This is a genomic window from Bacteroidota bacterium, assembly GCA_030017895.1.
In the GTDB taxonomy this organism is placed as follows: Bacteria; Bacteroidota; Ignavibacteria; order UBA10030; family BY39; genus JASEGV01.
This window is the reverse complement of the sequence record JASEGV010000011.1, coordinates 1-26,677: the sequence shown is the minus strand read 5'-3', so window position 1 is coordinate 26,677 and position 26,677 is coordinate 1. Positions and strand designations below refer to the sequence as shown.

At 39.3% G+C, this 26,677-nt stretch carries 25 protein-coding genes and 2 pseudogenes; 18 read left to right on the top strand and 9 right to left on the bottom strand.

Annotated features, from left to right (window positions below; all coding sequences use genetic code 11):
• Nucleotides 1–58 precede the first annotated feature (58 nt).
• The 4 genes from QME58_03500 to QME58_03485 are packed head-to-tail and all read left to right on the top strand — an operon-like array spanning nt 59 to nt 2,848.
• Nucleotides 59–1,210: a hypothetical protein gene (locus QME58_03500; GenBank protein MDI6802896.1), complete on the top strand. Its 1,152-nt coding sequence runs from the start codon at nt 59–61 to the stop codon at nt 1,208–1,210.
• Nucleotides 1,211–1,957, top strand: a complete 747-nt coding sequence (locus QME58_03495; GenBank protein MDI6802895.1) for a ZIP family metal transporter — start codon at nt 1,211–1,213, stop codon at nt 1,955–1,957.
• Nucleotides 1,958–1,987: 30 nt separating this feature from the next.
• Nucleotides 1,988–2,254, top strand: coding sequence for a hypothetical protein (locus tag QME58_03490; protein MDI6802894.1), 267 nt, complete (start codon nt 1,988–1,990; stop codon nt 2,252–2,254).
• A gap of 6 nt (nt 2,255–2,260) precedes the next feature.
• A complete protein-coding gene (locus QME58_03485; GenBank protein MDI6802893.1) occupies nt 2,261–2,848 on the top strand; it encodes a MarC family protein in 588 nt (195 codons plus the stop codon).
• 77 nt (nt 2,849–2,925) lie between these two features.
• Here QME58_03485 and QME58_03480 read toward each other — a convergent pair whose 3' ends face one another.
• Entirely contained in the window at nt 2,926–3,126 is a 201-nt protein-coding gene (locus tag QME58_03480; GenBank protein ID MDI6802892.1) for a cold-shock protein, read from the bottom strand.
• Nucleotides 3,127–3,446: 320 nt separating this feature from the next.
• On the opposite strand from QME58_03480, the gene QME58_03475 reads away from it, so the two are divergent.
• From QME58_03475 to QME58_03425, 11 genes and pseudogenes are all read left to right on the top strand, one after another.
• Nucleotides 3,447–3,986 carry a hypothetical protein gene (locus tag QME58_03475; GenBank protein ID MDI6802891.1) on the top strand — a complete coding sequence of 180 codons (540 nt, stop codon included), beginning with the start codon at nt 3,447–3,449 and terminating at the stop codon, nt 3,984–3,986.
• Nucleotides 3,987–3,999: 13 nt separating this feature from the next.
• Nucleotides 4,000–4,335 (top strand): STAS domain-containing protein, encoded by a 336-nt coding sequence (locus tag QME58_03470; GenBank protein MDI6802890.1) that lies wholly within the window; start codon nt 4,000–4,002, stop codon nt 4,333–4,335.
• 12 nt (nt 4,336–4,347) lie between these two features.
• Nucleotides 4,348–5,790 carry a sodium:solute symporter gene (locus QME58_03465; GenBank protein ID MDI6802889.1) on the top strand — a complete coding sequence of 481 codons (1,443 nt, stop codon included), beginning with the start codon at nt 4,348–4,350 and terminating at the stop codon, nt 5,788–5,790.
• Nucleotides 5,791–5,849: 59 nt separating this feature from the next.
• Entirely contained in the window at nt 5,850–6,221 is a 372-nt protein-coding gene (locus QME58_03460) for a four helix bundle protein (GenBank protein MDI6802888.1), read from the top strand.
• Nucleotides 6,222–6,250: 29 nt separating this feature from the next.
• Nucleotides 6,251–7,999, top strand: a pseudogene (locus QME58_03455) (Na+:solute symporter).
• A gap of 67 nt (nt 8,000–8,066) precedes the next feature.
• Nucleotides 8,067–11,120 (top strand): helicase-related protein, encoded by a 3,054-nt coding sequence (locus tag QME58_03450; protein ID MDI6802887.1) that lies wholly within the window; start codon nt 8,067–8,069, stop codon nt 11,118–11,120.
• Nucleotides 11,120–12,154, top strand: coding sequence for a PDDEXK nuclease domain-containing protein (locus tag QME58_03445; GenBank protein MDI6802886.1), 1,035 nt, complete (start codon nt 11,120–11,122; stop codon nt 12,152–12,154). Before QME58_03450 ends, QME58_03445 begins: the two co-directional genes overlap by 1 nt.
• Before the next feature lie 179 nt (nt 12,155–12,333).
• Nucleotides 12,334–12,888 (top strand): ORF6N domain-containing protein, encoded by a 555-nt coding sequence (locus QME58_03440; protein MDI6802885.1) that lies wholly within the window; start codon nt 12,334–12,336, stop codon nt 12,886–12,888.
• A complete protein-coding gene (locus tag QME58_03435) occupies nt 12,885–16,589 on the top strand; it encodes an Eco57I restriction-modification methylase domain-containing protein (protein ID MDI6802884.1) in 3,705 nt (1,234 codons plus the stop codon). Before QME58_03440 ends, QME58_03435 begins: the two co-directional genes overlap by 4 nt.
• 69 nt (nt 16,590–16,658) lie before the next feature.
• Nucleotides 16,659–16,850, top strand: a pseudogene (locus QME58_03430) (GxxExxY protein).
• 51 nt (nt 16,851–16,901) lie between these two features.
• Complete coding sequence (locus QME58_03425; protein MDI6802883.1) at nt 16,902–17,120, top strand: hypothetical protein; 219 nt, start codon at nt 16,902–16,904, stop codon at nt 17,118–17,120.
• An 18-nt stretch (nt 17,121–17,138) separates the two neighbouring features.
• On the opposite strand, the gene QME58_03420 is transcribed toward QME58_03425, so the two are convergent.
• The 5 genes from QME58_03420 to QME58_03400 form a co-directional block, all read right to left on the bottom strand.
• Nucleotides 17,139–18,068 carry a serine protease gene (locus tag QME58_03420; GenBank protein MDI6802882.1) on the bottom strand — a complete coding sequence of 310 codons (930 nt, stop codon included), beginning with the start codon at nt 18,066–18,068 and terminating at the stop codon, nt 17,139–17,141.
• A 1-nt stretch (nt 18,069) separates the two neighbouring features.
• A complete protein-coding gene (locus QME58_03415; protein ID MDI6802881.1) occupies nt 18,070–18,273 on the bottom strand; it encodes a hypothetical protein in 204 nt (67 codons plus the stop codon).
• A 215-nt stretch (nt 18,274–18,488) separates the two neighbouring features.
• A complete protein-coding gene (locus tag QME58_03410; GenBank protein ID MDI6802880.1) occupies nt 18,489–19,277 on the bottom strand; it encodes an inositol monophosphatase family protein in 789 nt (262 codons plus the stop codon).
• 3 nt (nt 19,278–19,280) lie between these two features.
• Complete coding sequence (locus QME58_03405; GenBank protein MDI6802879.1) at nt 19,281–22,055, bottom strand: alpha-amylase family glycosyl hydrolase; 2,775 nt, start codon at nt 22,053–22,055, stop codon at nt 19,281–19,283.
• A 2-nt stretch (nt 22,056–22,057) separates the two neighbouring features.
• Complete coding sequence (locus tag QME58_03400; protein ID MDI6802878.1) at nt 22,058–23,533, bottom strand: glycoside hydrolase family 13 protein; 1,476 nt, start codon at nt 23,531–23,533, stop codon at nt 22,058–22,060.
• Between the two features lie 165 nt (nt 23,534–23,698).
• Between QME58_03400 and QME58_03395 the strand changes: the two genes are divergently transcribed.
• Both QME58_03395 and QME58_03390 read left to right on the top strand, forming a co-directional pair.
• The gene (locus tag QME58_03395; GenBank protein MDI6802877.1) at nt 23,699–23,848 is read left to right on the top strand and encodes a hypothetical protein; all 150 of its coding nucleotides are present in this window, start codon (nt 23,699–23,701) and stop codon (nt 23,846–23,848) included.
• Between the two features lie 280 nt (nt 23,849–24,128).
• Entirely contained in the window at nt 24,129–24,521 is a 393-nt protein-coding gene (locus QME58_03390) for an SET domain-containing protein-lysine N-methyltransferase (protein MDI6802876.1), read from the top strand.
• 29 nt (nt 24,522–24,550) lie between these two features.
• Here QME58_03390 and QME58_03385 read toward each other — a convergent pair whose 3' ends face one another.
• The gene (locus QME58_03385; protein MDI6802875.1) at nt 24,551–25,249 is read right to left on the bottom strand and encodes a hypothetical protein; all 699 of its coding nucleotides are present in this window, start codon (nt 25,247–25,249) and stop codon (nt 24,551–24,553) included.
• On the bottom strand, nt 25,243–25,755 hold the full coding sequence (locus QME58_03380; GenBank protein MDI6802874.1) for a hypothetical protein: 513 nt from the start codon (nt 25,753–25,755) through the stop codon (nt 25,243–25,245). Before QME58_03380 ends, QME58_03385 begins: the two co-directional genes overlap by 7 nt.
• 151 nt (nt 25,756–25,906) lie before the next feature.
• Between QME58_03380 and QME58_03375 the strand changes: the two genes are divergently transcribed.
• Nucleotides 25,907–26,041, top strand: coding sequence for a hypothetical protein (locus QME58_03375; GenBank protein ID MDI6802873.1), 135 nt, complete (start codon nt 25,907–25,909; stop codon nt 26,039–26,041).
• 138 nt (nt 26,042–26,179) lie between these two features.
• Here the strand turns inward: QME58_03375 and QME58_03370 are convergent.
• A partial coding sequence (locus QME58_03370; GenBank protein ID MDI6802872.1) for a T9SS type A sorting domain-containing protein occupies nt 26,180–26,677 on the bottom strand: 498 nt, incomplete at its 5' end.

Sequence of the window (26,677 nt, the reverse complement as noted above, 5' to 3'; positions counted from 1 at the left end):
TATTACACTTAAATGCGGGGTTATTCGAATAATAAAATTCGGATAACCCCTTTATTATATGAAATTACTAATATCGATTACCTTGCTATTCATCTGTTTTGGGAATTCATTTTCTCAATGGATTCCAGACAGCACCGCCGATGCTTTAACACAGCGGGGAGTTGAATTAATTTACAGTTTACAATTCGACAACGCCAAGATTGAATTTCAAAAAGTTATCAAACAAAATCCCGACCACCCATCGGGACATTTTTTTCTTGCTATGATTGAATGGTGGAGAATAATCGTCAATCCTGAAAACACCTCAAACGACAATTATTTTTACTCGCTGCTCGAAAAGGTAATTTTTTTATGCGATAAGAAACTCGAATCAAATACGACTGATCTGACCGCTTTGTTTTTTAAAGGAGGTGCAATTGGATTCCGAGGACGACTCCGGGTTCATCGTGAACAATGGTTGTATGCGGCGAACGACGGAAGACTTGCAATCCCAATTGTTCATCAAGCATATAATCTTGAGCCGACCAATACTGATGTGCTGCTTGGAATGGGTATCTATAATTATTACAGGGATGTAATACCCGAAGAATATCCGATTGTAAAACCTTTTGTAATATTATTTCCAAAAGGCGATAAGATGCTTGGCGTTCAACAACTAAAGCAAGCAGCCGAAAAAGCACGCTATGCAAATTATGAAGCAACTTATTTTCTTATCCAAATACTTTTTAATTATGAAAAAAAATACAGTCAGGCACTTCCGCTTGCTTTAAAACTCTATATTAAATTTCCCAACAACCCTATTTTTCATAGATATGTAGGCAGGTTGTACGGTTCGTTAGGTAAGTGGAATGAGATGAAAAATATTTTTTTGGAAGTTCTCGATAACAATTCAAAAAATTATTTAGGTTATAACGAATCGGCAGTTCGCGAAGCACAATATTATTTAGGGATTTATCATTTTAATGTTGGGAATTATGATTCAGCGCTTAATCATTTTTACAAATGCGACGAACAATCGCGGTCGCTCGATACAGATAATCAATCGGGTTTTATGGTAATGACTAATTTAAAAATCGGTATGATTTACGATTTACAGTCGAAACGCGATTTGGCATTAAAGCAATACAATAAAGTTTTAAAAATGACTACATACGACGGTTCACGCGAACAGGCAAAACAGTATATCAAAAAATCATACGGGAGTAATTAGATGTTTACAATAATATTATTCGGGTTATTTGCGGCTGCTGCTGAGATTTTAGGCGGCTGCCTTGTTATTTTAAAAAAAGATTGGCCCAAAAAAGTACAGGAATATCTAATTGCTCTCGGCGCCGGTTTTATTCTCGCTCTCGTTTTTTTAGAATTAATTCCCGAAAGTATAGAACACTTAGGGCACTCTGCTCCTCTGTTTATGCTGTTGGGCTTTGCGCTAATACATTTTTTTGAACATACGATAGTCGGACACCTCCACTTCGGAGAAGAAACACACACCGATATAATGCTATCGAAGACTGCAAGCTATTCAGCGCTTAGCGGACTTTTAATTCATGCTTTTTTCGATGGACTTGCAATTTCAGCAGCTTTCCATTTCGACTTCTATATCGGTTTGATGCTCTTTATCGCAGTGTTGCTTCACAAATTACCAGAAGGACTCACGGTTGCAACAATTATGTTAGCATCAAATCAGACACGTAAAAATGCTTTTTGGGCAACAGTTGCTATAGGAATGGCTACTATGGCAGGAATTATTGCAGTTTTTTTCTTAGCTGAAATTGACCCTACGATTATCGGAATTGTATTCGCTATTTCCGCAGGCATAGCAACCTATGTCGGAGCTAGCGATTTAATTCCTGAGATTAACAGGTCAGAGAACCGTATAACACCTATCATTGTATTTGCCGGTATGCTCCTTTTCTATCTAAGCAAATTAATGATTGAACAAATAGCCGGACACTAAAATATTTCAAACAATAAAGAGCCAAATAATATGACAACAAAAAATCCACCTAAAGTAAAAGAGTTTTCAGAAGAATCGTTAGAAAAAATTGCATACAATGCCGTGCGAGATATCTCTGCAGTCGAACCGAATGACATCAACCGACTCGGGTATCACATATTTTTATTTTTAAGAGACAAAAGGGGAAGGCTTGCCAATGCGGTTGCAGAGGCTGAAGCACGTTTGCTAATTCCAAGGCAGGAAGCAATTAAAATTATCAAATCAGCTTTGGAAGCAAAAGGAATAACTGTAGAATAAGCCACAATGTCGCCCTTCGAAACATTTCTGCTTGCATTCATCCCGCTGTTCGTTGCAATGGATGTTCTCGGAACGCTTCCGTTATTCTTAGGTTTGACGGAGGGAATTACAGAGAAGCGTCGTAAGCGACTAATAATCGAGGCAACGCTAACGGCTCTTGTAATTTCTATCGTCTTTCTTGGAACGGGAAAACTTTTATTCGCATTTTTAGGGATTACCGAAAACGATTTCAGAATTGCCGGCGGACTTGTTTTACTGGTTCTTGCTATTAACGATTTACTTTTTTCAAGCGATACAGCTCGTAAAAATCCTGAATCGGCTGTAGGTGTAGTTCCGATTGGAATTCCTCTGATTATGGGACCCGCCGCTTTAACCACCATCCTCATGATAGTTGACTCGTACGGTTACTTGTGGACGATAACCTCCATCTCCCTTAATTTAATAATAGTGTGGATTGTTTTTTGGTATGCTGATCAGGTTTTAAAAATAATGGGGAAAGCCGGTTCGCGTGCGATTGCTAAAGTTGCCTCGTTGTTTTTGGCTGCAATCGCGGTTATGATGATACGCGTCGGTATTACTGAAATACTTAAATAAAAAACCCCGATCTCACTGATGCAAGATGCGGGGTTATAATTTAAGTTCATCGACCGTGGTCTACGACTATTCGTAGATTAGACCTTTGAAACGTTTGTAGCTTGGAGACCCTTAGGCCCGCGTTCGACTTCAAATTCGACGCGGTCGCCTTCGTTCAGATTTTTATACCCGTCGCCAACGATTGCTTTGAAATGAACAAAGACATCTTCGCCGCTTGGACGTGTAATAAAACCAAAACCTTTGGCTCCATTAAACCACTTTACAGTTCCTTTTTCCATGGAACGTATCCTTTCTTTTTCCGCCTTAATAACATTTGGCAGATAAATGTTGAATCTCCCGATCCTCTGGGAGTTGAGGTACCCCTGGTTTGTTGCTTGAAAACACGATATTGAACGCTGAAATTACTTTTTACCTCTAGTGGGCTAACGTTTCACATCAGTTCGATCGTAAAGCAAGATTTTGCTTCCTTGCGGTCGCCACATCCTTCCTTTCGGAAAACAACGGTGTACTGTTGATTGCGGGAATAAGATATATAAAGTTTCTATTAATTCCTAATTTGCTTATATTTATTTAAAATTTAACAAACTCATTCATAAAAATGTTCGAACACACGCTTGAATACATAGGGCTTCAATACACAAAGTTTTTGTACAGGAAAGAAAAGGATACTCAGCAAGAATTAACAGATTTCATATCTCACGCACGGACAATTCTTATAGTGCTTCCTGTCGATTACGAAGATGCTCAAGCTGCCGGTATTGCGTTTCGGACAATACGCGATAAACTTGAGAATAAAGAAATCACTATCGTTACGGAAGGGATACGTTCGACTTCTTTGAGCGAATTACCGAGAAGCAAAGTGATACGAATGAGCGCCAGCCACATAAACAAATTTTTTCTACCACGACAAAACTTTCTTGATAGACTCCGCGAAACAAGTTATGATGTAATAATTAATTTAAACCTTGATTTCGTCTTATACACTGCTTATATTTGCAAAGCAACCGGTGCAAAATACCGTATCGGTTTGGCGGATCGTGCCGCCGATACTTTTTATAATGTTCAGTTTAACTTTAACAAGGCGCAACCGGCAAGTAATATTTATCAACAATTTGTACAGTACCTAAAAATGTTTTAATCGGAGTTAATGAATGAAATTTGATGTTAGAAAAGAAGATAATGTTACAATTTTCAAATTAAATGAAAAGAAACTCGATACCTCTATCTCCTCTCAGCTTAAAGCCGAGTTTTTACTACTATGCAAACCTAAAAAAGCGTCGGTGCTTGTAGTAGATTTGAAAGATGTACAGTTCTGCGATAGCAGCGGATTGGGTGCCTTGCTGATTGCTCATCGTACAATGCACGAGCACGATGGAGAAGTTAGATTTGCTAACGTAAACAATTCGATTGCGAGTTTACTGAAAATTTCACAACTCGACCGGATTTTTCAAATCTTCAAGACAGTTAAACAAGCCATAAAAGGTTAAACCCAACCGACAATGGGTTTTTCTTCTCTCGATTATTTAATCATCGCAGTTTATCTTTTGGGTGTAGCAATATTTGGAATTATATCCGGGGGTAAACAAAAATCTACACACGATTATTTCTTAGGCAGCCGCAAAATTCCCTGGTGGGCTGTATGTTTTGCTATCGTTGCAACCGAAACAAGCACTCTCACATTCATAAGCATTCCGGGAGTTGCATACGTTGCTAACTTAAATTTTCTACAGCTTACAATCGGTTACATCGTCGGCAGGGTTTTAATCGCTTTTATATTTTTACCTGCATATTTCAGCGGTAACATCGAGACCGCTTACACTTTTCTGGGAAACCGTTTCGGCACTACAACACGTAAAACCGCATCGCTTGTTTTTATGATAACGCGCCTCTTTGCCGACGGAGTCCGTCTTTACGCTACTGCAATCCCAATTAAATTAATCACAGGTGTCGATTATCCGACTGCAATTATGTTAACTGCCGTTGTAACACTTGTCTATACTTACATCGGTGGAATACGTGCCGTAATATGGATGGATGTTGTTCAGATGTTTATTTATTTGGGAGGCGCTGTTGCGGCAATTTGGGTTTTGAGCTCACAAATTCCCGAAAGCATCGCATCTATATTCGCAGTTCGGAACATTTCAGAAAAATTTTCTCTCTTTAATTTCGGATTTAATTTAGATTTAAAAACTTTCTTCTCAACTCCATATACTTTTTGGGGAAGCGTTTTAGGCGGGATGTTTTTATCTATGGCATCGCACGGAACCGACCAGCTAATAGTGCAGCGATTGCTCTCAACCGATTCGCTATCAAGCAGTAAGAAAGCAATTATAACAAGCGGCTTCATCGTGATGTTTCAGTTCGCTTTGTTTTTATTCATCGGAATTTTACTCTACGTTTTTTACAACGGCGCCAAGATGGATCCGAACGAAGTTTTCCCTCAATACATAATCAATCATATCCCATCGGGTATCGCGGGGTTAATTATCGCAGGACTTTTGGCTGCGGCAATGTCCACACTTTCCGGTTCGATGAACTCACTCGCCTCGGCTGTGATGTTCGATTTTTATAAACCATTGTTTAGTAAAACAAACACGCCCGATAGCGAGTTAAGAATCTCTCGAATCATCACTGCACTATGGTGCTGTTTGCTGATTGGTTCGGCATTTATTTTTATGAACACTCCGAAAACAGTTGTTGAACTGGCGCTGAGTATAGCTTCGTTCACTTATGGCGGCTTATTGGGAACTTTCTTGTTAGGTGTTTTATTTAAGAAAACCAGACAGCGCGATGCTTTAATTGCTTTCGCGACAGGGGTTATTGTAATGATAGGTGTAATTTATTTTACAAGCATTGCCTGGACTTGGTACACGGTGATTGGAAGTGTAACTACAGTAGCGGTGGGAGTTATGGTGAGCAAGATGAGAAAAACCGAGGTGTAAATTTATGATTTATGATTCCTGATTTATGAATTTAAAATAAAATATGAAGGAACGATGGTATGAATAAAGAAGAATTAAAGAATAGAACAAAGGAATTTGCATTACGAGTAATCAAATTGGTAAACAATTTGCCAAAAACACAAATCGGTAAAATAGTTGGTAATCAACTTCTTAGGTCTGGAACATCCGTTGGTGCGAATTATCGTTCTGCATTGCGTGCACGTTCTCAAGTCGATTTTGAATACAAGCTCGGTTTAGTTGAAGAAGAAGCTGATGAGTCGTTTTATTGGATGGAATTGATTGTCGAATCTAATCTAATGCCGATTGATAAAGTGAAAAATCTTATGCAAGAAGCGAATGAACTGATTGCAATCTTTGCTTCAGCAATAATATCTTTAAAAAAGAAAAAAATCACAAATCATAAATCATAAATCATAAATCAAAAATCAAAAATTATCCTATGCTATTACTCGACTGGCTTTTAATCGTACTTTACTTCATAATCTCAATCATCATCGGAGTTTACTACTCAAAGCGGGCAGGCAAAAATACATCTGAGTTTTTCCTGTCGGGCAGAAACCTTCCCTGGTGGCTTGCCGGAACTTCGATGGTTGCAACTACTTTTGCCGCAGATACTCCGCTTGCAGTTACAGAGCTTGTGGCTCAAAACGGAATTGCCGGTAACTGGCTTTGGTGGAACTTCGTCTTCGGTGGAATGTTAACTGTGTTTTTCTTTGCACGGTTATGGCGGCGTGCCGGAATTTTGACCGATGTAGAATTCGCTGAGATACGATACTCGGGCAAGCCAGCCGCTTTTTTACGCGGGTTTCGTGCAATCTACCTCGGACTTTTCATCAATTGTATAATTATGGGATGGGTGAACGTTGCGATGGGCACAATTCTTCACGGACTTTTCGGAATTCCTGAATCACAAGTAATTCTTTACGTAGCCGGAAGTATGATCATCGTTGCGATCTATTCAGCACTTTCGGGCTTATAGGGGGTTGCTGTTACCGATGTGTTTCAATTTATAATCGCGATGGCTGGAACAATAATTCTTGCTGTTGTTGTGCTTTCATTACCTGAAGTCGGTGGCGTGGCTGGTTTAAAAGAGAAATTACCGGAATGGACATTCCAATTTTTTCCATCGATTGAATCGGTGGATGAAATGGGAATCAGCGGGGCGCTGGCGCTATCACTCTCGGCGTTTCTTGCTTTCATCGGTATTCAGTGGTGGGCTTCGTGGTATCCGGGTGCAGAACCGGGCGGCGGTGGTTACGCTGCTCAACGTATGATGTCGGCAAAAAACGAGAAGCACTCACTCCTTGCAACTCTCTGGTTTACAATTGCTCACTATTGTTTGCGTCCCTGGCCCTGGATTTTGGTGGGACTTGCAACGCTTGTGCTTTATCCCGATTTGACTGACAAAAAGTTGGGTTATGTTTACGCGATGCGCGACCACTTACCAACAGGTTTGCTCGGTCTATTAGTCGCCGCTTTCTTTGCGGCTTATATGTCAACGATTGCGACTCATCTCAACTGGGGAACATCATACATCATCAACGATTTTTACAGGAGATTTGTGAAGAAAAATTCTACCGAAAAACATTACGTGCAAATTTCGCGGTTCGCAACAATCGCTTTAATGATTGTGTCGGTTTTACTTACACTCGTTATAAATACAATTTCCGGTGCGTGGGCTTTTATAATAGAAGCCGGCGCCGGGCTCGGACTCGTTTTAATTCTGCGCTGGTATTGGTGGAGGATAAATGCATGGTCTGAAATTTCTGCAATGATAGCTCCGTTTATTGCTTTCGGTTATGTTAAGTTTTTCACAGATATAAAATTTCCCGAGTCGCTTTTTATTATTGTAGGTTTCACTACGGTTGTTTGGATAGTAATTACATTTCTTACAAAACCAACGGATGCTGAAACTTTAAAAAACTTCTTCAGACGAATACATCCTGGTGGATTCTGGCAACCGGTTGCCGAAACACTTCCCGATGTTCAACAGGATTCAGGTCTGGCATTCCTCGCATTCGACTGGCTTGCCGGCGTTGTTTTAGTTTATTCGATGCTCTTTGGTTTCGGAAAGTTTATACTCGGAGAATATATTCACGCTGCCATATTTCTCGCAGTTGCAGCGGTAGCAGGTGGAATTTTGATCAACCATATCTCGAAAATGGGCTGGGAGAAAGTGGCTGAGTGAAAAGATTTTGAACCTTTAGTAATTGTTGATTATATTTTTTAACTTTTAGTGTAAAAGGTAACGTATTATGAAAGCATTAAATTCTATCATTGATAATCGTGATGCAAACACTGTCTTGGATGCGCTCAAAAGATTACTACCTGAATCTAAACATTTAGATATCGCAACAGGATATTTTGAGATTGGGTCTTTTCTCGCTCTAGATTCGTTTTGGAATCAATTGGAAAAAGTTCGGATTGTAATGGGAGATGAAACCACCAAGCGAACCCGTAATGAGCTAATTAATGCCTTAACCGAAGCAAGCGAAGAAAGTATTGAGAGAGAAAAGGAAAAAGACGACAGCTTAACCGGGCTCCTTGCTATTAGGGAAGCGTTACTGAAAAAACAAATCGAACCTAAAATTTACCGACAAGCAAAATTTCATGCTAAAGCTTATTTGATGCAAACAAAACCCCCAAGCCCGGTGAACTTCGGTATAGTTGGATCAAGTAATTTTACTGAACCAGGGCTAACGAGAAATCTTGAGTTAAATCTGTTTACTACTGATCAGCTCCAGCTTAAAGCATTGCAAGAATGGTTCGACAAAGCATGGCAAGAGTCGGAGGAAGTGAGAGAAGAATTGCTCAAAGTGATTGAGCCGCATATTAAACTTTATTCACCCTTTGAAGTTTATGTAAAAGCTCTTTATGAATATTTTCATGGAAAAGAAATTCCAACCACAGCCTGGGAAGAACGGGAGTCAAAAATTTATCCCATACTCGATGACCTGCAGCGAATTGGCTACCGGCAAGCATTGTGGATTGCAGAACAATGGGGAGGTGCCTTGATTTGTGATGGTGTTGGATTTGGTAAAACTTATATCGGTTTAATGCTTATTGAAAGATTTCTCCACGAAAGAAAGCGTGTGGCTTTAATCGTTCCTAAATCAGCTAGAGTAAGTGTTTGGGAACGAAGGATAAAAGAATATTTGTCGAAGTACTATGGTGGTTCATTTAGCGGTGATTTGATAGAAGTTATCAATCACACCGACCTCCATAGAGAAAAACTAAAAGATCATTTAGCCAGTATTCGTGAAAGAGCAGATGTAATAATTATTGATGAAGCCCACCACTTTAGAACTCCGAATGCGCAGAGAAGCGAGAAACTTTTCGACATTGTAGAGTTTAACGGCAGGAAGAAAAAAATCTTCATGCTAACTGCTACACCGGTTAATAATTCTTTATTCGATATATTACACTTAATGGAATATTTTACAAGAAAGAAGAGAGAGTATTTTCAGAAACTTGGTATAAGTGATACAAGATCATATTTTGTTAAGAAAGAAAAAGCAATCGAAGCAAAGATGGGAGTAGAATCGAAAGTTGAAGGTGAAGAAAATTTATTTCCAGAATTCGATGTTATTGAAGCAGAAAAAATACTGCGGGATGATATTCTTTTCCGTACTGTCGTAATTCAGAGAAGTCGTGATTACGCAAAACAGTATTTCAAACAAATCGGAAATAACCAGTTTTATTTTCCTGAACGCGAAAAACCTGTTGTTGCAGATTATCAACTTGCAAGAATCTATGGAGAACTATTTGAAAGCATCAAGAAATCATTCAATAAAGATTCTCCATTTGTTGAATTAGCCCTTTATAATCCTGAGAATTTTAGAAAAGATAAATCCCAAATCGATAGAAAAATTGAGAATAGAGAACGCCAAGTTATTTCTTTAATTCGAGCAACACTTTTAAAACGTATGGAATCCTCATACAAGGCATTCGAAGCTTCCTGTGAAGATTTATTGCGTTCGTTAGCTCGATTCCTTCGTTATTATGAGAAAGAAGAGTGGGAGAAGTGGAAAGAAAAACACGACGATTTTTGGAAAATGGTTGAGGGACATTGGCGCGACCGTTTTGTTGATGAAGATGAAGAATCGGAAGTTGAAGAAGACGATATTCTACCCGAACCAAATAAACAATTAATTAAAGAAGATTTCTTCATCGAAGATATTATTGTAAGTGTGAAGCGCGATATGGATGAGTTAGCCGATTTTCTGCAGTTTATTCATTCCAATATCACAGAACAATCGGACGACAAGCTGAAACGACTCATCAATCTATTGAATGATGATAAAGAACTAAAAACGAAAAAGGTAATTATATTCACGCAATACAGGGATACTGCTCGTTATCTCTATAAGCAACTGAAAGCAAAAGGATTAGATGATATTGAAGAATTAGACAGCACATCAAAAAAAGATAGAGAGATTGTAATAAAACGATTCTCACCCTATTATAATTGCTCTGAAGAAGAAGTTCAAAAATATCTTAATCAACCGATTAGAATTTTGATTTCTACAGATATTCTTTCGGAAGGACTAAACTTACAAGATGCCAATCTTCTTATAAATTACGATTTACATTGGAATCCTGTCCGTCTCATGCAGCGCATCGGTCGTGTTGACAGAAGGCTTGATCCGAAAATTGAGAAGATGCTTGGTCGCGAAAATTGTGTTGTGCGTTTCTGGAATTTCCTACCACCTGATGAGCTTGATGAGTTGTTAGATCTCTATCAGCGTGTTTCAGGTAAGTTGTTACGGATTTCAAAAACATTAGGTATCGAAGGTAAATATATACTTACTCCCGAAGAAGAATATGATGCGCTACGTAATTTCAATGCTACCTACAATGGAATCATCTCATACGAAGAAAAGATACGACTAATATTCGATGATATCTTGAAAAAACATCCAAATTTAGCAGATATATTGCCCAAATTGCCTAAGCGTTTATTCTCTGGAAAGCAACATCAATCGAACCAACCGCAGGGTGTTTTTGCCGCTTATCGTTTTCCATCACGAGTTGTGAAAGATGAGAGAGGGAATGAGCTATCCGTGCCGGGTGAGTGCAGATGGTATTACCATAGATTTGGCAACGATGATATCCTCGAAGATATAGAAGCGATACATGCTATTATTGAATCCTCACCTGAAACACCAAGAGTAGTTGAAAAACCAATGGAAGAGTTAAGAAAAAGTATCAAGTTGATCGAACAGAAAAAAGTTAATACCGAGCTGCGAAACATGCAGGTGGTGATAGGAGAAAAAGCAATTTTAGTTTGCTGGATGGAGGTATGCTGATGAAAAAGCCACAACGCGATACAAGCTTGGTCAAAGCCCAATCTGCGAAAACACAGCAAGTGGCACGACACCTGTTCACCGAGATACGTTCACTGATAGAAACTACTCGCGGGCAAGTAGCGCAGGCGGTTAATTCCAGTCTCGTGTTGCTGTATTGGCAGATTGGGAAGATGATCCGAACAAATGTTCTCGGCGAAGAGCGGGCTGAGTATGGGCAACAAATTGTCTCGACACTGTCGAAACAATTGGTCAATGAGTATGGTAATGGTTTCAGCAGACGTAATTTATTTAACATGATTCGCTTTGCTGAGATATTTCCTAACGTCAAAATTGTGCAGACACTGTCTGCACAATTATCATGGTCACACTTTGTGGAGATTCTTGTATTTGAAGAACCACTCAAACGTGACTTCTATGCAGAGATGTGCCGCATTGAACGGTGGAGTGTTAGAATGTTACGCGAAAAAATTTCTGGTATGCTCTACGAACGCACCGCCATCTCTAAGAAACCTGTCAAACTTATCAAGCAAGAATTGAAATCCCTTCGTGACGAAGATAAACTTACACCCGACCTCGTCTTTCGTGATCCTTACTTACTCAACTTCCTCGGATTGAAAGATACATACAGCGAAAAAGGCATTGAGTCTGCAATCCTCAGAGAAATAAAATCGTTCATTTTGGAATTAGGCGTCGGTTTCAGCTTTGTTGAACGGCAGAAACGCATAACTGTCGATGGTGAGGATTATTACATCGATCTCCTCTTCTATCACCGTACACTAAAACGATTGGTTGCCATAGATTTGAAGCTTGAAAAGTTTAAAGCTGCGGATAAAGGGCAAATGGAGCTGTATCTCCGTTGGTTGGAAAAACACGAACAAGTTGAACTTCTGCAGCTTCACAAAACAGGCATTCGTGTGGCAGAATATATGACTGAATTGCCCCCGCGAAAAGTGTTAGAAAAGAAGTTGCATCAGGCAATCATAGCAGCACGGGAACAACTTACCCGACGTAGTTTAAAACCCTTATCACAATAACAAATATGGTGTAACCACAAAAGCTTTAAATCAAGCAGTAAAGCGCAATACCAACCGGTCACAATTTGTTACCGGTTCACAGAAACATCGCGACCCCCGATTTTTACCGTACGTTTTTACCGAGCATGGTGCGTTGATGGCAGCAAAAGTAAAATATCGTTTACGAAGGAGAAAATAAGATGAATACCAAAACATTGATTCCAATTGAAATTATAGAGCAGCGAATTTTTCTTATCCGTGGAAACAGAGTAATGTTCGATAAAGATATTGCCTATCTCTATGGTGTTCAAACACGAGATTTGAACAAAGCAGTCAAGCGAAATATTGACCGCTTCCCCTCCGATTTTATGTTTCAATTATCGGAGGAAGAATTTCAGAATTTGATGTTCCATTTTGGAACATCAAAAAAAGGAGGCACAAGAAAACTTCCATTTGCTTTTACAGAACAAGGAATCGCAATGCTTTCCAGTGTTCTACGCAGCAAACAAGCAATTCAAGTCAACATTATCATTATGCGAGCATTTGTAAAAATCAGGCAAGTATTATTGGCACATAAAGATATTGAACAAAAACTCTTTGAATTAGAACAAAAAATAAAGTCTCATGATAACCAAATTAGAAATATTTTTGAAGCAATACGACAGCTAATGACTCCTCCCGAAAAACCAAAACGGCAGATCGGATTTAGAGTTGAAGAGCCGAAGCAAAAATATTCAGTAAGGAGAAAACGTTGAAGCACATACCATCAGAAGCAGTTCAGAACATACACAACCAAAATTCATTCTTCCAATTTTTCAAAGATCATCTCGGATGGAAAATTCAGGATGATATTTCATTTGACGAACTTACCTACGGCTGGTCGCCGGAAGAAATGGATTTAAAGAGCGATGACCTGCGCGGCTCAAGAATTTCTCAGCTTCGTCCGTTTACGCACGATCAACCTTGGGGTATCTTCTTTATCCATCTTGCTAAACCGCAAGTGTATGTAACGCAGTTGAGGAAACTAATCCGTGCGCTTGCGCCGATGAAACGAAAGCACAAAGATTATCCAACGTGGAATCCGCATAATCTCCTTTTCATTTGCACACCCGATTGGAAGAATTATACGTTTGCGCATTTTGAAGACGGTAAACCAGAGAAAGCAAAACTTAGCACTTTCGGTTGGGAGTATCAGTCAAGTTACATTCGAACACTATGCGAGTTCAATCTTAAAGCGCTGCAAATGCCTGAGGTAGATATGTTTAGCATTTCACCAAAACTTTGGCTTGATGAATGGTCGAAAGCTTTCGATGTAAAGAGTGTAACTGATAAATTCTTCCAAGAACTTCGCGATACTTTCAGGGATATACAATCATACATAACCAATCTTTCTGAAGAAAATAAACGTTCTTTTGCTCAACTGCTTTTGAATCGATTGCTATTCCTGAAATTCTTAGAGAAAAAAGGATGGCTGTTTGTAGAAGATTCCGATTCATTAGAGCTTCGTCGGTCATATCTCGCACGTCAAAGGGAAAAATTAGGCCAGCAAAATCAGTGGCAGTATTTCTTCAAGTATTTATTCTTTCACGGACTCAATCGTCCTTGGATGAAAGGTTCTGTAGGAACAGTTGAAGAGACGGATGCTATCAGAAAAATAATTGGCAGAGTGCCTTATCTGAATGGAGGACTTTTCGAAAGGTCGCACGAGTGGGACGACGAGAAAGTCAAAGTTGAGAATGAAGCTTTCGATATGATTTTCGATAAACTTCTCGATAGATATAATTTCACAATACAAGAAAATACTCCTATAGATATTGAAGTAGCTCTCAACCCCGATTTACTCGGTTACGCTTATGAGGAACTCATCGCCGAACGACACGGACAAGGTGCATTCTATACACATCCCACAGAAGTCGGCTTGATGTGTCGTGAGTCGCTGAAAACATTCTTAGAAGAACATACACAAGTTCTGCATTCATCTATCGCAGACCTGGTTGATGGATGGAACGCAAAAAATCTCTCGGAAGAACAAGCTTTCGCTATCTACCGCCTTATACACAATATCAAAATACTTGATCCTGCTGTCGGTTCAGGCGCCTATCCTGTTCGTATGATGCAAGAGTTAGTGCAAATATACAAAGCCCTTGCAAGCAAATTAAACGAAGGACAGCTCCGTTATATCTTTGAGAACAAACTTGCAAACCCGCGAAGCATATTCGAGTTAAAACTAAATATCATTCAAAACAATTTATACGGAGTGGATATCGACCAATTTGCGGTTGAAATTGCCAAGCTCCGTTTCTGGCTCTCGCTCGTAGTTGATTATCGCAGAGGAGATGGGAAAGAAGAAGATATCAAATCTCCTGAAGAGCTTAAATTAATTCCGGCTCTTCCGAATTTAGATTTCAAACTCCGTGTAGGCGATAGTCTGGTTGCTTCGGCTGGCGTTGGTAAGAAAGGATTAAAAGAAAAAGGACAAGCATTCAACCTTGACATCAGGTTAAGCGACCACGCGCCCGATTTGTTTGTGGCTGATAAAATTCCCGAGCTTATAAAACTGAAAGAAAAGTTTTTCAACTTCGAAGAATTAAGAAAAAATGACGCTGCTCTTGTTTCTATTTCTAAAGAAGAATTGAGACATAGGATAGCAGAGAAGGAGAATGAAATATCGCAAGCATTAGGTTTTGTAAAAGTAGAGAATATCGATACACTGCCGCATATACTTTGGCAAATTCATTTTGCGGAAATTTATGATGTAGGTCGAGTCGCTGACTCGACCTCAGGACTACTTGGCGAGTCGTCCTACAGATACGGTTTTGATATTTGTATTGCGAATCCACCTTACCTTCGGCAGGAAAAGATTAATGAGCTTTTCAATACGTTTAACATCGGTTTAACCAAAGACGATTTAGTTGAAACGTATGAGGCGCTTTATAAAAATCAAAATTTAAAGATTAATAAAAAAAGCGATCTGTATGTTTACTTTTACTTGCGTGGAATAAATTTATTGAAAGAAAAAGGCGTGCTTTGTTTCATCTGTTCCAACTCGTGGCTCGATGTTGGGTATGGAGCCAAGCTTCAGGAGTTTTTACTGCGCAATAGTCGCATCAAAGCAGTTTATGATAACAGCGCCAAACGCTCGTTCGAAAAAGCCGATGTGAATACAACGATAAATGTTTTTGTGAAAGATTCTACAGTTGAAAAGAAAACTGTAATATCCACAACGGCTGGCTCGAAAGTAGAAGTATCATCGGAGAATGTAGTGCGGTTTGTAAATTTCCGGAAGCCGTTTGAGCTTGCGGCGATAAGCGATACACTGCAGCAGATTGAGCGTGCAACTGCAATTACTTCGACAGATGATTACCGCGTTTATCCGATTAAGCAGAAAGATTTGTGGAAGGCAGGGATTGAAACAAAAGAGGAAACTGTCATTGCGAGGAGTCCCGAAGGGACGACGAAGCAATCCGATTCATCCTCGAAAGGTCAGATTGCTTCATCCCGCCAAAGCGGGATTCGCAATGACGTTATAGCCGAATACACTGGCGATAAATGGGGTGGCAAGTACCTCCGCGCACCGGACATTTTCTTCACGATATTGGAGAAAGGCAAAGGTAAACTTGTGCGGCTGGGCGATATTGCAGAAGTGCGGCGTGGATTCACAACTGGCGCCAACGAGTTCTTCTACCTTGACGACGCAAAGATTGCCGAGTGGCAGATTGAGAAAGAGTTTTTGAAGCCGGTGATAAAAAGCCCAAGGGAATGTAAGAGTATTTTGATTGACCCGAAACAACTGAAGTACAAAATCTTCATGTGCCACGAAGAGAAGAAAGAACTGAAAGGCACAAAAGCCCTGAAGTATATTGAGTGGGGTGAGGAACAGGGATTCAATGAAAGACCAAGTTGTAGTGGAAGACAGAGATGGTATGATTTGGGAAAACAAGACCAACACCATTTTGTTATGCTACGATTTCGAGATAAGAGAAATTGGACTCCAGTTCTTCCAGTTAAAATTTATGTTGGTGATATTATGTTTGTTGGGAAAGTTCTAGATGAAAATGATTTAGAGATTAATTTAGCCTTACTTAATTCGACATTACATATATTTTCAACTGAACTTTTTGGAAGAGTAAATTTGGGAGATGGTCTGTTGACAACATACGGTCCAGAGATCCCAAAGTTTTTACTATTAGATAAAACAGGAATCGCCAATCAAAAAAATTTTCTGAAAGCTTTTGATCAAATAAAGAATCGTCCAGTCAAAACTTTTTATGAAGAATGCGGATTAAAAGGTGATAAAGAAATCCGTTCTCAGCAGCCCAATCCCTTGCCCGACCGCAAAGCGTTGGATGATGTTGTCTTCGATGCGCTCGGTCTCACCGAAGCTGAACGAAAAGAAGTGTACTGGGCGGTGTGCGAGCTTGTGCAGAATAGGTTGAGAAAAGCGAAATCAGTCTGAACCGTGATTATATTTTATCAAGGTAATCCCATAATCAAGTGAATCATGGTTCAGGCAAAGGAGAAAGCAATGAAATACGAAGATATAACAGAGAAAATTATCGGCTGTGCAATGAAGGTGCATTCGACGTTGGGAAATGGTTTTTAAGAAGTTATTTATCAGCGTGCCTTAGAGATCGAGATGGAAGTTGGTTTATTGATAAACTTTGGAAGTAAAAGTTTACATTTCAAGGGGCTTCATAATAAAAAGTACCACGATTAATAGGATTACCGGGATTATATCAATCGTGGTAATCTTCTAATCAAGTAAATCTTGGTTCAGACAATTTCCCAGCAGCCCAATCCTTTGCCCGACCGCATCCTTCGCCTTCGCTCAGGACAAGAAGCGTTGGATGAAGTTGTGTTTTGCACCAAAGGTGCATCCGCCTCTGGCGGAGATGCAATCGGTTTAACAGAAGCAGAGCGGAAAGAAGTTTACTGGGCAGTATGCGACCTGGTGCAGAACCGGTTGAAGAAGGCGAGGAGTGTGTGAGTTGTTTAAATAAAAATTTTATCTTCTTTGTACCTGCACCTGAAATTGCTTGATAAAGGCATTACCATTTTGATTGCATACCACCTTAACCGCAGTAGTATTTAGTGTATGCATAGTGGCGTGAAAAACAGAAAGAACTTTTTCTTGTAAATCTTGATCATTTTCTAAATCCATTATCTTCAAACCTATTTCTTTAGCTTTTTCAATGTTAATATGTTTTCCGTGAGTTTTAAAATTATCGTGATTTGATAAAAACTCAGCAATTTTTGCTGCTTTATTTCCATCATCTCCTTTAAACATATAATTGCCCAGCCAGTTTTTTACTAAGTCCATGCCAAAATCAATTTGATTTTGACACTGAACGAGTAATGCCGGTCCGTATTGGCTTAACATTGGCAGCCAAGAATTTAAATTCTTGGGATTGTCCGCACAATCTTTTTGTGCTTTTTTGAATTGTTCAATTATTGCTTGTGCTGGTACCGCTTGAACTCCTACACCAGTATTTAAAATAAATTGAGGATCGATTGGTCCAATAAAGGAATGCTTTCCCATTACTATTTCATCTGCTGACAAAGCGAACATCGTCCCGGCAGACATTGCTGCTTGAGGTATAAATACTCTTATTTCATTAAACTTCTGCCTTAAATAAGTTACAATAGCATCAGTAGCTTCGGCAGACCCGCCACCAGTGTGTAATATTAAATCTAATTTATCACCACTTAGTCCGTGGATTGCTTCCATAAAAGCTTGTAAATCTTCATCAGTAATAGATATTATGTTTGCTGGTATGTCTCCACTTGTCCACCGGCTAGCGTAAATTATAGTGTTTCTTTTTGTTTTATCTGATAATTCTTTTAAATATTTATTACGTACAGTATCAAAAGCTGCAGGATCATTGTTTTTAATTGCAGTTTGAATTTCAGCTAATATTTGCCCCCAAGTTGGCATCTTATTCTAAACAAGTTTGATTGGAAGCCTTTGAGAGGGATTGCTCATTTAATAAAGAAATATAATTTAAATAACTTTCTTGCTCAACTCTAATCGAGTTGAAGGTCTCAATATTTTTTTCAATATCCGGATAAATCTCTTTAGCTTTTTTTTCTAATTCGGCATATATTTCAAGAATTTCTTTTTGATTATCCTGATTTATCATATTATTATCCGTTTTCTATCGTTTGTTAATTAAAATTACAAATTCATTATGTTAATTGCAAATAATGAACATAATGGATTATTGAATGAAATAAAATCAAAGTAGACCAAATAGTGGAACCGAATAAATGGTTTCATTATAATGAGTTATTGTAACAAGTCTAATTAGTACAAAACTTTTTGTATAAAGTAATAAGAATAATACTTAATTCAAAATTATTTGAGTAAAGTCGGCTTTCTACTTATCAATCCCACCATCTCATCGTGTATTAATCCATTGCTTGCGACGATTTGTTTTCCATAAATATTTATTTCTTCTCCTTTAAAACCAGTAACTTTTCCGCCGGCTTCGCGAATCAACAAAACTCCCGCTGCCATATCCCAGGCATTCAAATTAACTTCCCAGAATCCATCATAACGACCAGCGGCAACATAAGCCATATCGATTGCTGCTGATCCCATTCTTCTGACTGCTTGACCTTCAAAGAGGAAATTTACAAAATGTTCGATGCAGTTGTCGGGATTTTCATTTACGTTATAAGGGAATCCTGTTACGAGTAAGCTTTGTTTGAGAGATGCTGTCTGAGAAACACGCAGGCGTCTGCCGTTTAAAAAAGCGCCGCGCCCTTTTTCTGCCGAAAAAAGCTCATTCAAATTCGGGTCGTAGATTACACCGGCAATTAATTCACCTTTGCGTTCAAGTCCGATGGACACACAAAATATCGGCAGACCGTGTGTAAAGTTCGTTGTTCCGTCTAACGGGTCTATTATCCAGCGAAAGTCCGATTTTTTACCGTGCTCGCTACCGCTTTCCTCGGCGAGTATATCGTGATTTGGAAAATGTTTTCTGATAATTCCCACAATCATCTCTTCCGATTTTTTATCAATCTCAGTAACGAGGTTTTTTTCCTGTCCGCTTTTAAGATTGATCTCTCTAACTTTTCCCAAGTTATGTTTTAAAAATTTGCCCGCTTCTTTGGCGGCTTCGATTGCAATGTTTAGCATAAATTATTTGAGTAATAAAAGTTTTTTAGTTTCTGTGAAGTTGCTTCCAACTTGCCCGCCATTTATTGGGTGGGCTTGCATACGATAGAAGTAAACTCCACTCGGCAATCCTACTGCATTCCACACCGCCTCATAATTTCCAGCTTTCTTGAATTCATTTACGAGTGTTGCTACTTCTCTACCTAATAGATCATAAATCTTCAAAATTACTAATCCTTCTTGCGGAATATCATATCGTATTAACGTTGATGGGTTGAATGGGTTTGGGTAATTTTGCTCTAACCGAAATTCAGTTGGAAATTCTGTTATGATATTCTCAACAGAAAGTAAAATACTGTCCGGTTTGTTTGAATAAACTTTTGCTGTGAAAGCCGGAATCGTAAAGCTACTTAACGTTGTTCCGGATGCAATGAACTCGGTTTGGTCGATAGCATCGAACCAAGTTCCCGAAGCAAGCCAGGGAACATTACTCACCGTTTGCTGACTATTACTCAAATTTGCAACGCACATAATTTTTGCATCGGTATTTGTATCTTCAAACCCCCAAACTAACACGCGTTCAGTATTGTATCGGAATAGTTTGCGTAACTCTCCGTTGTGAAGCGCCGGGTTGTTTAGTCGTTGGAAAATTAATCTGCTGTAATAATTATAGTGCACTTGACCTGTCGCTGTTGAAAGACGGTTAAACTGTACAGGGCGATACGAAAGTTTTTCACCGTCACTCTGAAAGCCGCGCGGTTCAGCAAACTCCATCCCCTGCCATAGCATAGGAATACCGAGCGAGGTAAACATAAGTGTTGCGTAAAGCTTATCTCGTTGAATCGCCTGTTCCAATGGTACGCCCTGCCAGGTTATCATCTCGTAAATCAAAGATAGCTCATCGTGGTTTACTGTTGCATTCACAGGTTCTTTTCGGTTTGCGTAGCGGTCGGGAGTTGAAGGAGTATCGCCACTTGGATATGCACCGAGGTCGAGCACCCTATCTTCAATCGTTGCCAATGTTGGATGTTGCGACGGTATTAAGCATTTGAAAACTTCATCTCTGAAGCTGTCGTGCCAACCGCTTGTTATGCCGCTGTTGAAAATCAGCGCGGGACTTTCGGGTAAATGTTCAACAATCTGATAAATTGCGCCGCCATATTCCGAATGAATTTTATTAGCCCATCCTAAAATTCCTTTCGTTGGCTCGGTTATTCTCCAACCGATTCCTTGTGTCAAATCATATCTGAAACCATCTACTTTGTAATCATCAATCCACATTTTCAATGTATTATAAATTAACTCCTGTGTTTCATTAGTCCAATGGTCCATATCTTTAAAGAAACAAAGTTGATCTTCGTTATATCGAAGGTCGCTGCATCTTTTAAAATAAGGATTGATATCTTCGTTCTGTGCCATTTGCCAGAGGGCACTCGTTTCGTTGAGGTGATTGAAAACGACATCAACGATTACAGCAATACCTCTTCCATGTGCGGAATCGACGAGAGCTTTAAAATCGGCTGGAGAACCATAACCGGGTTCTAATGCCAAATAAGAATTAAGATCGTAACCCCACGAGAAACCCGATTTTCCGATCAATCCATAATCGTTGATGGGCATTAATTCAATAGCATTCACACCGAGCGAATCGAGATATGGAATTGTTTCGATGAAATGGCGGAATGTAACTTCACCTGCAGGAAGTCCTAACTTACCGCCGGCAAATTCGGCAACATTGAGTTCGTATATAACTAATTTATCCATTGGCGGACGCTGGAAATTAGTATTTTGCCAAACATAATCGTCGGCAGTTAAACCTGTCGAGTCTGTGGCGAACCGGCTTCCGTTAGTGCCGTTCCATTTTCCCCATGGATCGTAAATCATTTTGTTATTTTCAATTTCATAAAGATATTCGTAAGTTCCTTTCGCAAGTTTTACGTTCATCCACCATTCGTTGTTGAGTGTTGCACGCCTCATTACTATTGGGGAGGCAGTAACAGGATTTTGTCCAAGGGGTGCGATACGCAGAAGAACATAATCTTTTCCAGGCACGTGAATTCTAAAAGAAGTTGAGTCGTTCGATGCAGTACTCGGTAGTGTAACACCGTGCTTCACATAAGCCGGCATCGGCAAAGTGGCAATTATATAACCGCCACGTTTATACACAACCGAGTCGCCTTGATCGTTGTACCCGACTAAACGAACAAAATAAGATTTTGGAATGGGTAAAGGAAGTGTATAATCAACTATTCGTGTCGCACGGTTGAAAAATTGAGTCACATCTGTAATTGTGCGTGGCGAGGATTCGGTTTGAGCAATGGCGAGGTAAACAGATGTAATAGAATCACTGTTAGCGTGTACCAATGAAGCTGAAACTCGTGAAATTTGCTGCGATACTTCAAAAGTATAAAATTGAAACCAGAAAAATTTTGTAAGCCGTAGGACCGAATTGTTGTAGTCGGCTGGATTTTGTTCGGGATTGAGGGGATCGCCGTACCATCCCGCCGCTGTGCTGTAAAATTTATATTGCCACACCGAATCGCCCATACGTCTTCGTGTATCCAACGGATCCTTAATTTTGAATGTGTATGTTTTAGTCCAACTTGCTAATGTATTATCATAACTCATCAAAGAGATAGGCGCATTGTTTACCCAACCGTTAAATTCCCCGGGCAAATATAAAGCAGGTGAAGTCGGTTGATATGTGCGAAAAGTAATTGTTACGCTGTCGGCAGGATTGGAGAATAAAAAATTGCCGGTTAAGGTAAATAGAAACAGAAATAAAGATATTTTTTTCATATTCACTTCCTCGAAATTAAAATTGCACCGCTCATCGGTGGAATATTTTGAATTGATATTTTTGATTTGTCATTTTGCCTGATAGTAACATCGTTTATCAGGTCAACCCATTTTTTTACGTTTTTATTAGGAGACTGTAACTCAACAGTCTGGCATTTATTCGAGTTATTTAAAATTACGATTGCTTTTTCGTTTTCGAGCTCGCGTAAAAAACCAAAAAGGTTGCGTTTGCCGTCGGTAAGAATTGTTTTATAACTTCCTCTGCTAAAAACTTTATTTTGTTTTCGCAGGTCAATAAGTTTTTTGTAGAAATTCCGGAGGTCGATGTTCCAATGTAACGAATCCCAAACCATAGTCCGGCGGCAGTCGGGGTCGCGTCCGCCCATCATACCGATTTCATCGCCGTAATAAACCATCGGCGCTCCGATGTAAGTCATTTGGAATAAAGCAGCTAATTTGGCTTTCTCAGTGTTGCCTTTTGTTAATGTAAAAAACCTTTCAGTATCGTGGCTGCCTACTAAATTTTGCAGTGCATACTGAACTTCTTTTGGATATTTTCGAGGAATTGCGAGTAACGAATCGAACTGTTTTACATTTAATTTATTAAAAACAAAATACAGGTTTACTGCATCGCGAAAGAGATAATTCATAACCGCATCGAACTGGTCGCCCTTTAACCACGGAGTTGCATCTTCCCAGATTTCGCCCACGATGTAGCAATCGGGATTGATCGACTTAACAAGCTTTCGCCATTCGATCCAGAAGTCGTGCGACATTTCGTTCGGCACATCGAGCCGCCAGCCGTCGATTCCCATAGCAGTCCACTTTTGAGTCGCATCGAAAAGATGCTTTTTAACATCGGGTTCTTCTGCCATTAGTTTAGGCAGGTCGCCAATTCCCCACCAAGCTTCATAGTTTGGTTTTGCAGGCGGAAGCTGAACCGGAAAACTGTGTACTTTAAACCAATTTAAATACTTCGAGTTTTTTTCCTTCTCGACAATATCTTTGAAAGCGAAGAACTCGATGCCGGTATGGTTGAACACACCGTCGATAACGACACGAATACCTCGCTTATGGCATTCATCTAAAAGTTGCTTGAAGATTTTGTCGTCTCCAAAATTATCATCAATCTTAAAATAGTCGGTTGTGTGATATTTATGATTAGAGTTAGATTCGAAAACAGGATTGAAATATATAGCATTAACTCCCAGGTCCTGAATGTAATCGAGTTTCTCGATAACTCCGTTTAGGTCGCCGCCGAAGTAGTTATTGTATTTGGGAATGGCGCCCCACGGCTGTGTGTTTGGGGGATCGTTTGTAGTATCGGCATTGTAAAAGCGTTCCGGGAAAATTTGATAATAGATTGCATCAGCTGTCCAATCGGGAATGTTAATTTGTTGCGTATATGAAAGTTGAGTAAGAAAAATTATAGCAGCAAAAAACAAGATACTTACTTTTTGAGTGGGTGTGCTTTTCATTGTTTTGTTTCCTTATAATATTGGAAACAATATAATAAAAATGAGAATGAGGCTCAAACTTGTTCAAGATAGTAGGTCGGATTTGCAATCCGACCTAAAGAGTAAACGTTTGGTTCGACAGGCTCACCAAAGCAAGTGCGATAGAAAAACTATTCGGACTTTTTTATGAATATCTCAACGCACGCAGACAGTGCGTACAGTGGTGAGTCGGTATCTCTAGTGGTAGAACACAAAAAAATGATTAATCAGATTCACGAAAAAGGATACAGAAATAAACCGCTTACCGAAGAACAACAAGAAGGCAACAGAGTATGAATGGCTCTTTTATCCGAACTATTGGTATTAAGCGAGCCACAACTGTCGTGGGACTGATGAATTTAACCTACAATATGTTTCGAGCGATTCAACTCGGATATACTGCCGCGTAGAAAGAGTGTCTCCAGAACAAAAGGAGAGCGAAAAATGGAAAAAATGTGAAGAGTACTAAACACGGAATTAGTGCTCAGGCAACCCCAGTTAGTGACTGCGTTTACAATCACGTTGATCTTTATTGCCAAACTAAGATTTTAGAGATGCCCTTATTAAAGAATCCGCAATTAACCGTTTTGGTTGTTTTACCAATAAATTTATTTCCAAAGATCATCTTATTGCTGAATACGAAGGTGAATTAATTTCTGCTGAAGAAGCTATGAGAAGAGAAGAAGATTTGAATCGTTCAGGAATTTATACTTTTTGGCTGAACGATGAAAATGCTATTGATGGTTACGACAGGGGAAATCACACAAAATATTTTAACCATTCGTGCGATCCTACTTGTTATTATGAAATTGCCGGCAACAAAATTTTATTCTATGCTGCGCGCGATATTCAGCAGGGTGAAGAATTAACGATTGATTATGATTATGATGCCGAAAGCGAATTGGTTGTCTGTCTCTGTGGTTCAGCTGAGTGCAGAGGATACCTTAACGAATCTGGTGAAAATGGGTGAGAATGAAAGGGTCTATGTTGTTGAGTTCGTTAGAGGACATCGGTAATTAATTTAAGATTGTCAATGATTTGTTGAAAACGTATGTCCCGAATTTCATAAGAGAGATTACATAAAATTGCTTCTTGTTTTAGTTTATCTTTTTGCATGCCGATGAATTCCCTTCGTAAATATTTCCTTACTTCATCGTCAGAATATTTAAATATCTCCTCCGTAAGGTCTTTTCTGTTATCAAGTATGTACACAATATCCTCAAAGTCCTGACTTGTTCTTGGATCTTTAGATCCCCTGTCATCAAACGCCTCAAACTTCGACGCTAAGTAATAAGATAACGGGAGTATTTGAATTTTCTGATCATCCACATCAACTACTTGCTTAAAACGAAAGCCCGGCTCAAACCAAGAATTGGCGGGCGCCCAACCTACAGCTTTTGTACTCATTACATCTACCTTAATACCGGCGTATTCAAACCGACACATTACTTTCTCTTCGGCAGTTTGTATAAATCCTTTTTTTATTAATTGTTGACGCAGGTTCTCCAATTCACCAAGGGAAGCAATGGATAGACTAATATCCACATCTTTTGTAGGGCGGACATCTTCTGCAGAGGGGTCATTGATGTATAAACTCACTACTGCACCACCGACATAAATTACCTGGTCGCTGAGATTATCCAATGCGGCGGCAATTTGTTTTATTGCTTCCCTATTGATGAGTATGTTTTTTAGCATAACCTTTTCTTTAACTCTTCCATTGCAAGGTTCTTTTCTCTGGCTCTGCCAATTCGTAGCGCATCGGCCAGGGCGAGTAGGGCATACAACTCCGGGTCTTGCAAACATGCAGATGGAACAGATGGATGTAAAGGTTCAATAGCTTGCCCTCTGACGGCTCCATCGGGATGCGGCCAAACAACCGCTTCGTTACTTGCTATTTTTTCCGACAATGGAGGCGCTGAATAAGCAGTAGGTACTCCTCGTACCAACGCCCCCGGATGTTGAGGATAAACATACCTTAATCCATACTGCAAAAATTCCAATAAAGCCGTTATCATTATTTTTTTTTTATTACCCACAATTAAACCTGCAAGCGAAGAACGATGTAAGCTTTCGCTTATCTCACTAGCACTGATATTCAATTCTGCAGACAATTCTTTCATTAGCCATGTTTTATTACTTTTGGCAGCAATTTTCAAAAGCACTACTACGTCGAGTGGGCGCATTCCGCTGTGTTTTTTCATGATGTTTTTATTCAAAGATATAGAATAAATTCGTAATTCGCAAATTGCGAATCGCAAATTCGCCTCATATCACTCATTTAATGTCTTTTTTAGATTGTTCAGGATTGCTTTTAGATGCAGTGCGAAGAGAGGTTTTTGTTACCACGGCAAAATGGACGATAACTGGCAAAACCCGACTGCTGTAAAAGATAAGTATTTGCAGGATGCGGTAGATGCGATACTAACTAGCAAAGTTGTTAAAACTCCTGAGACTTTTTCGATTGGGTGTACGATTAAGTGGAGATAATGAACAGAATAGTACAAAAATGTGATACTTAAGTAATTATTCTTAGATTCATTATCAACGGATTTAAATAAAAAGCCCTGAACTGTTACGGCTCAAGGCTTTGATTTTAAAAACTCTCATTTTATAAAAATGATGTTGCTATTTTATTAAAATAATTTTTTTTGTTTCAGTATAGCTTTCCGTTTGTATCTTACATAAATATATACCACTACTCAAACCGGTCGCATTAAAAATTGCTGAATACCGCCCCGGTTGCTTTACTTCATTCACAAGCGTTGCAATTACCTGACCAAGCGTATTAATGATCTTTAAAGAAACAAAACTTCTTGAGGCGATATCATACATAATCTCTGTTGTTGGATTAAATGGATTCGGATAGTTTTGGTATAGGGCGAAATCTTCGGGTAAGGCTTTTGTCTCTTCCTCGCCTTTTAATGGTAATGGCGGCGGAGGAGGCAAATCAGAATCAGGTTTAATGATAATATTGGCTTTTGAAAGTTTTTGGCTTCCGGCTTCTAAGATCAATCTGCCGGCTTGATTTACTTTCACCCAATAGCCAATACCAGAAAAAATAGTGTCGGTTGTTTCGTATCGACCGTTGTCAGGGTTATATCCAAAGAAATTGGATACAACGAG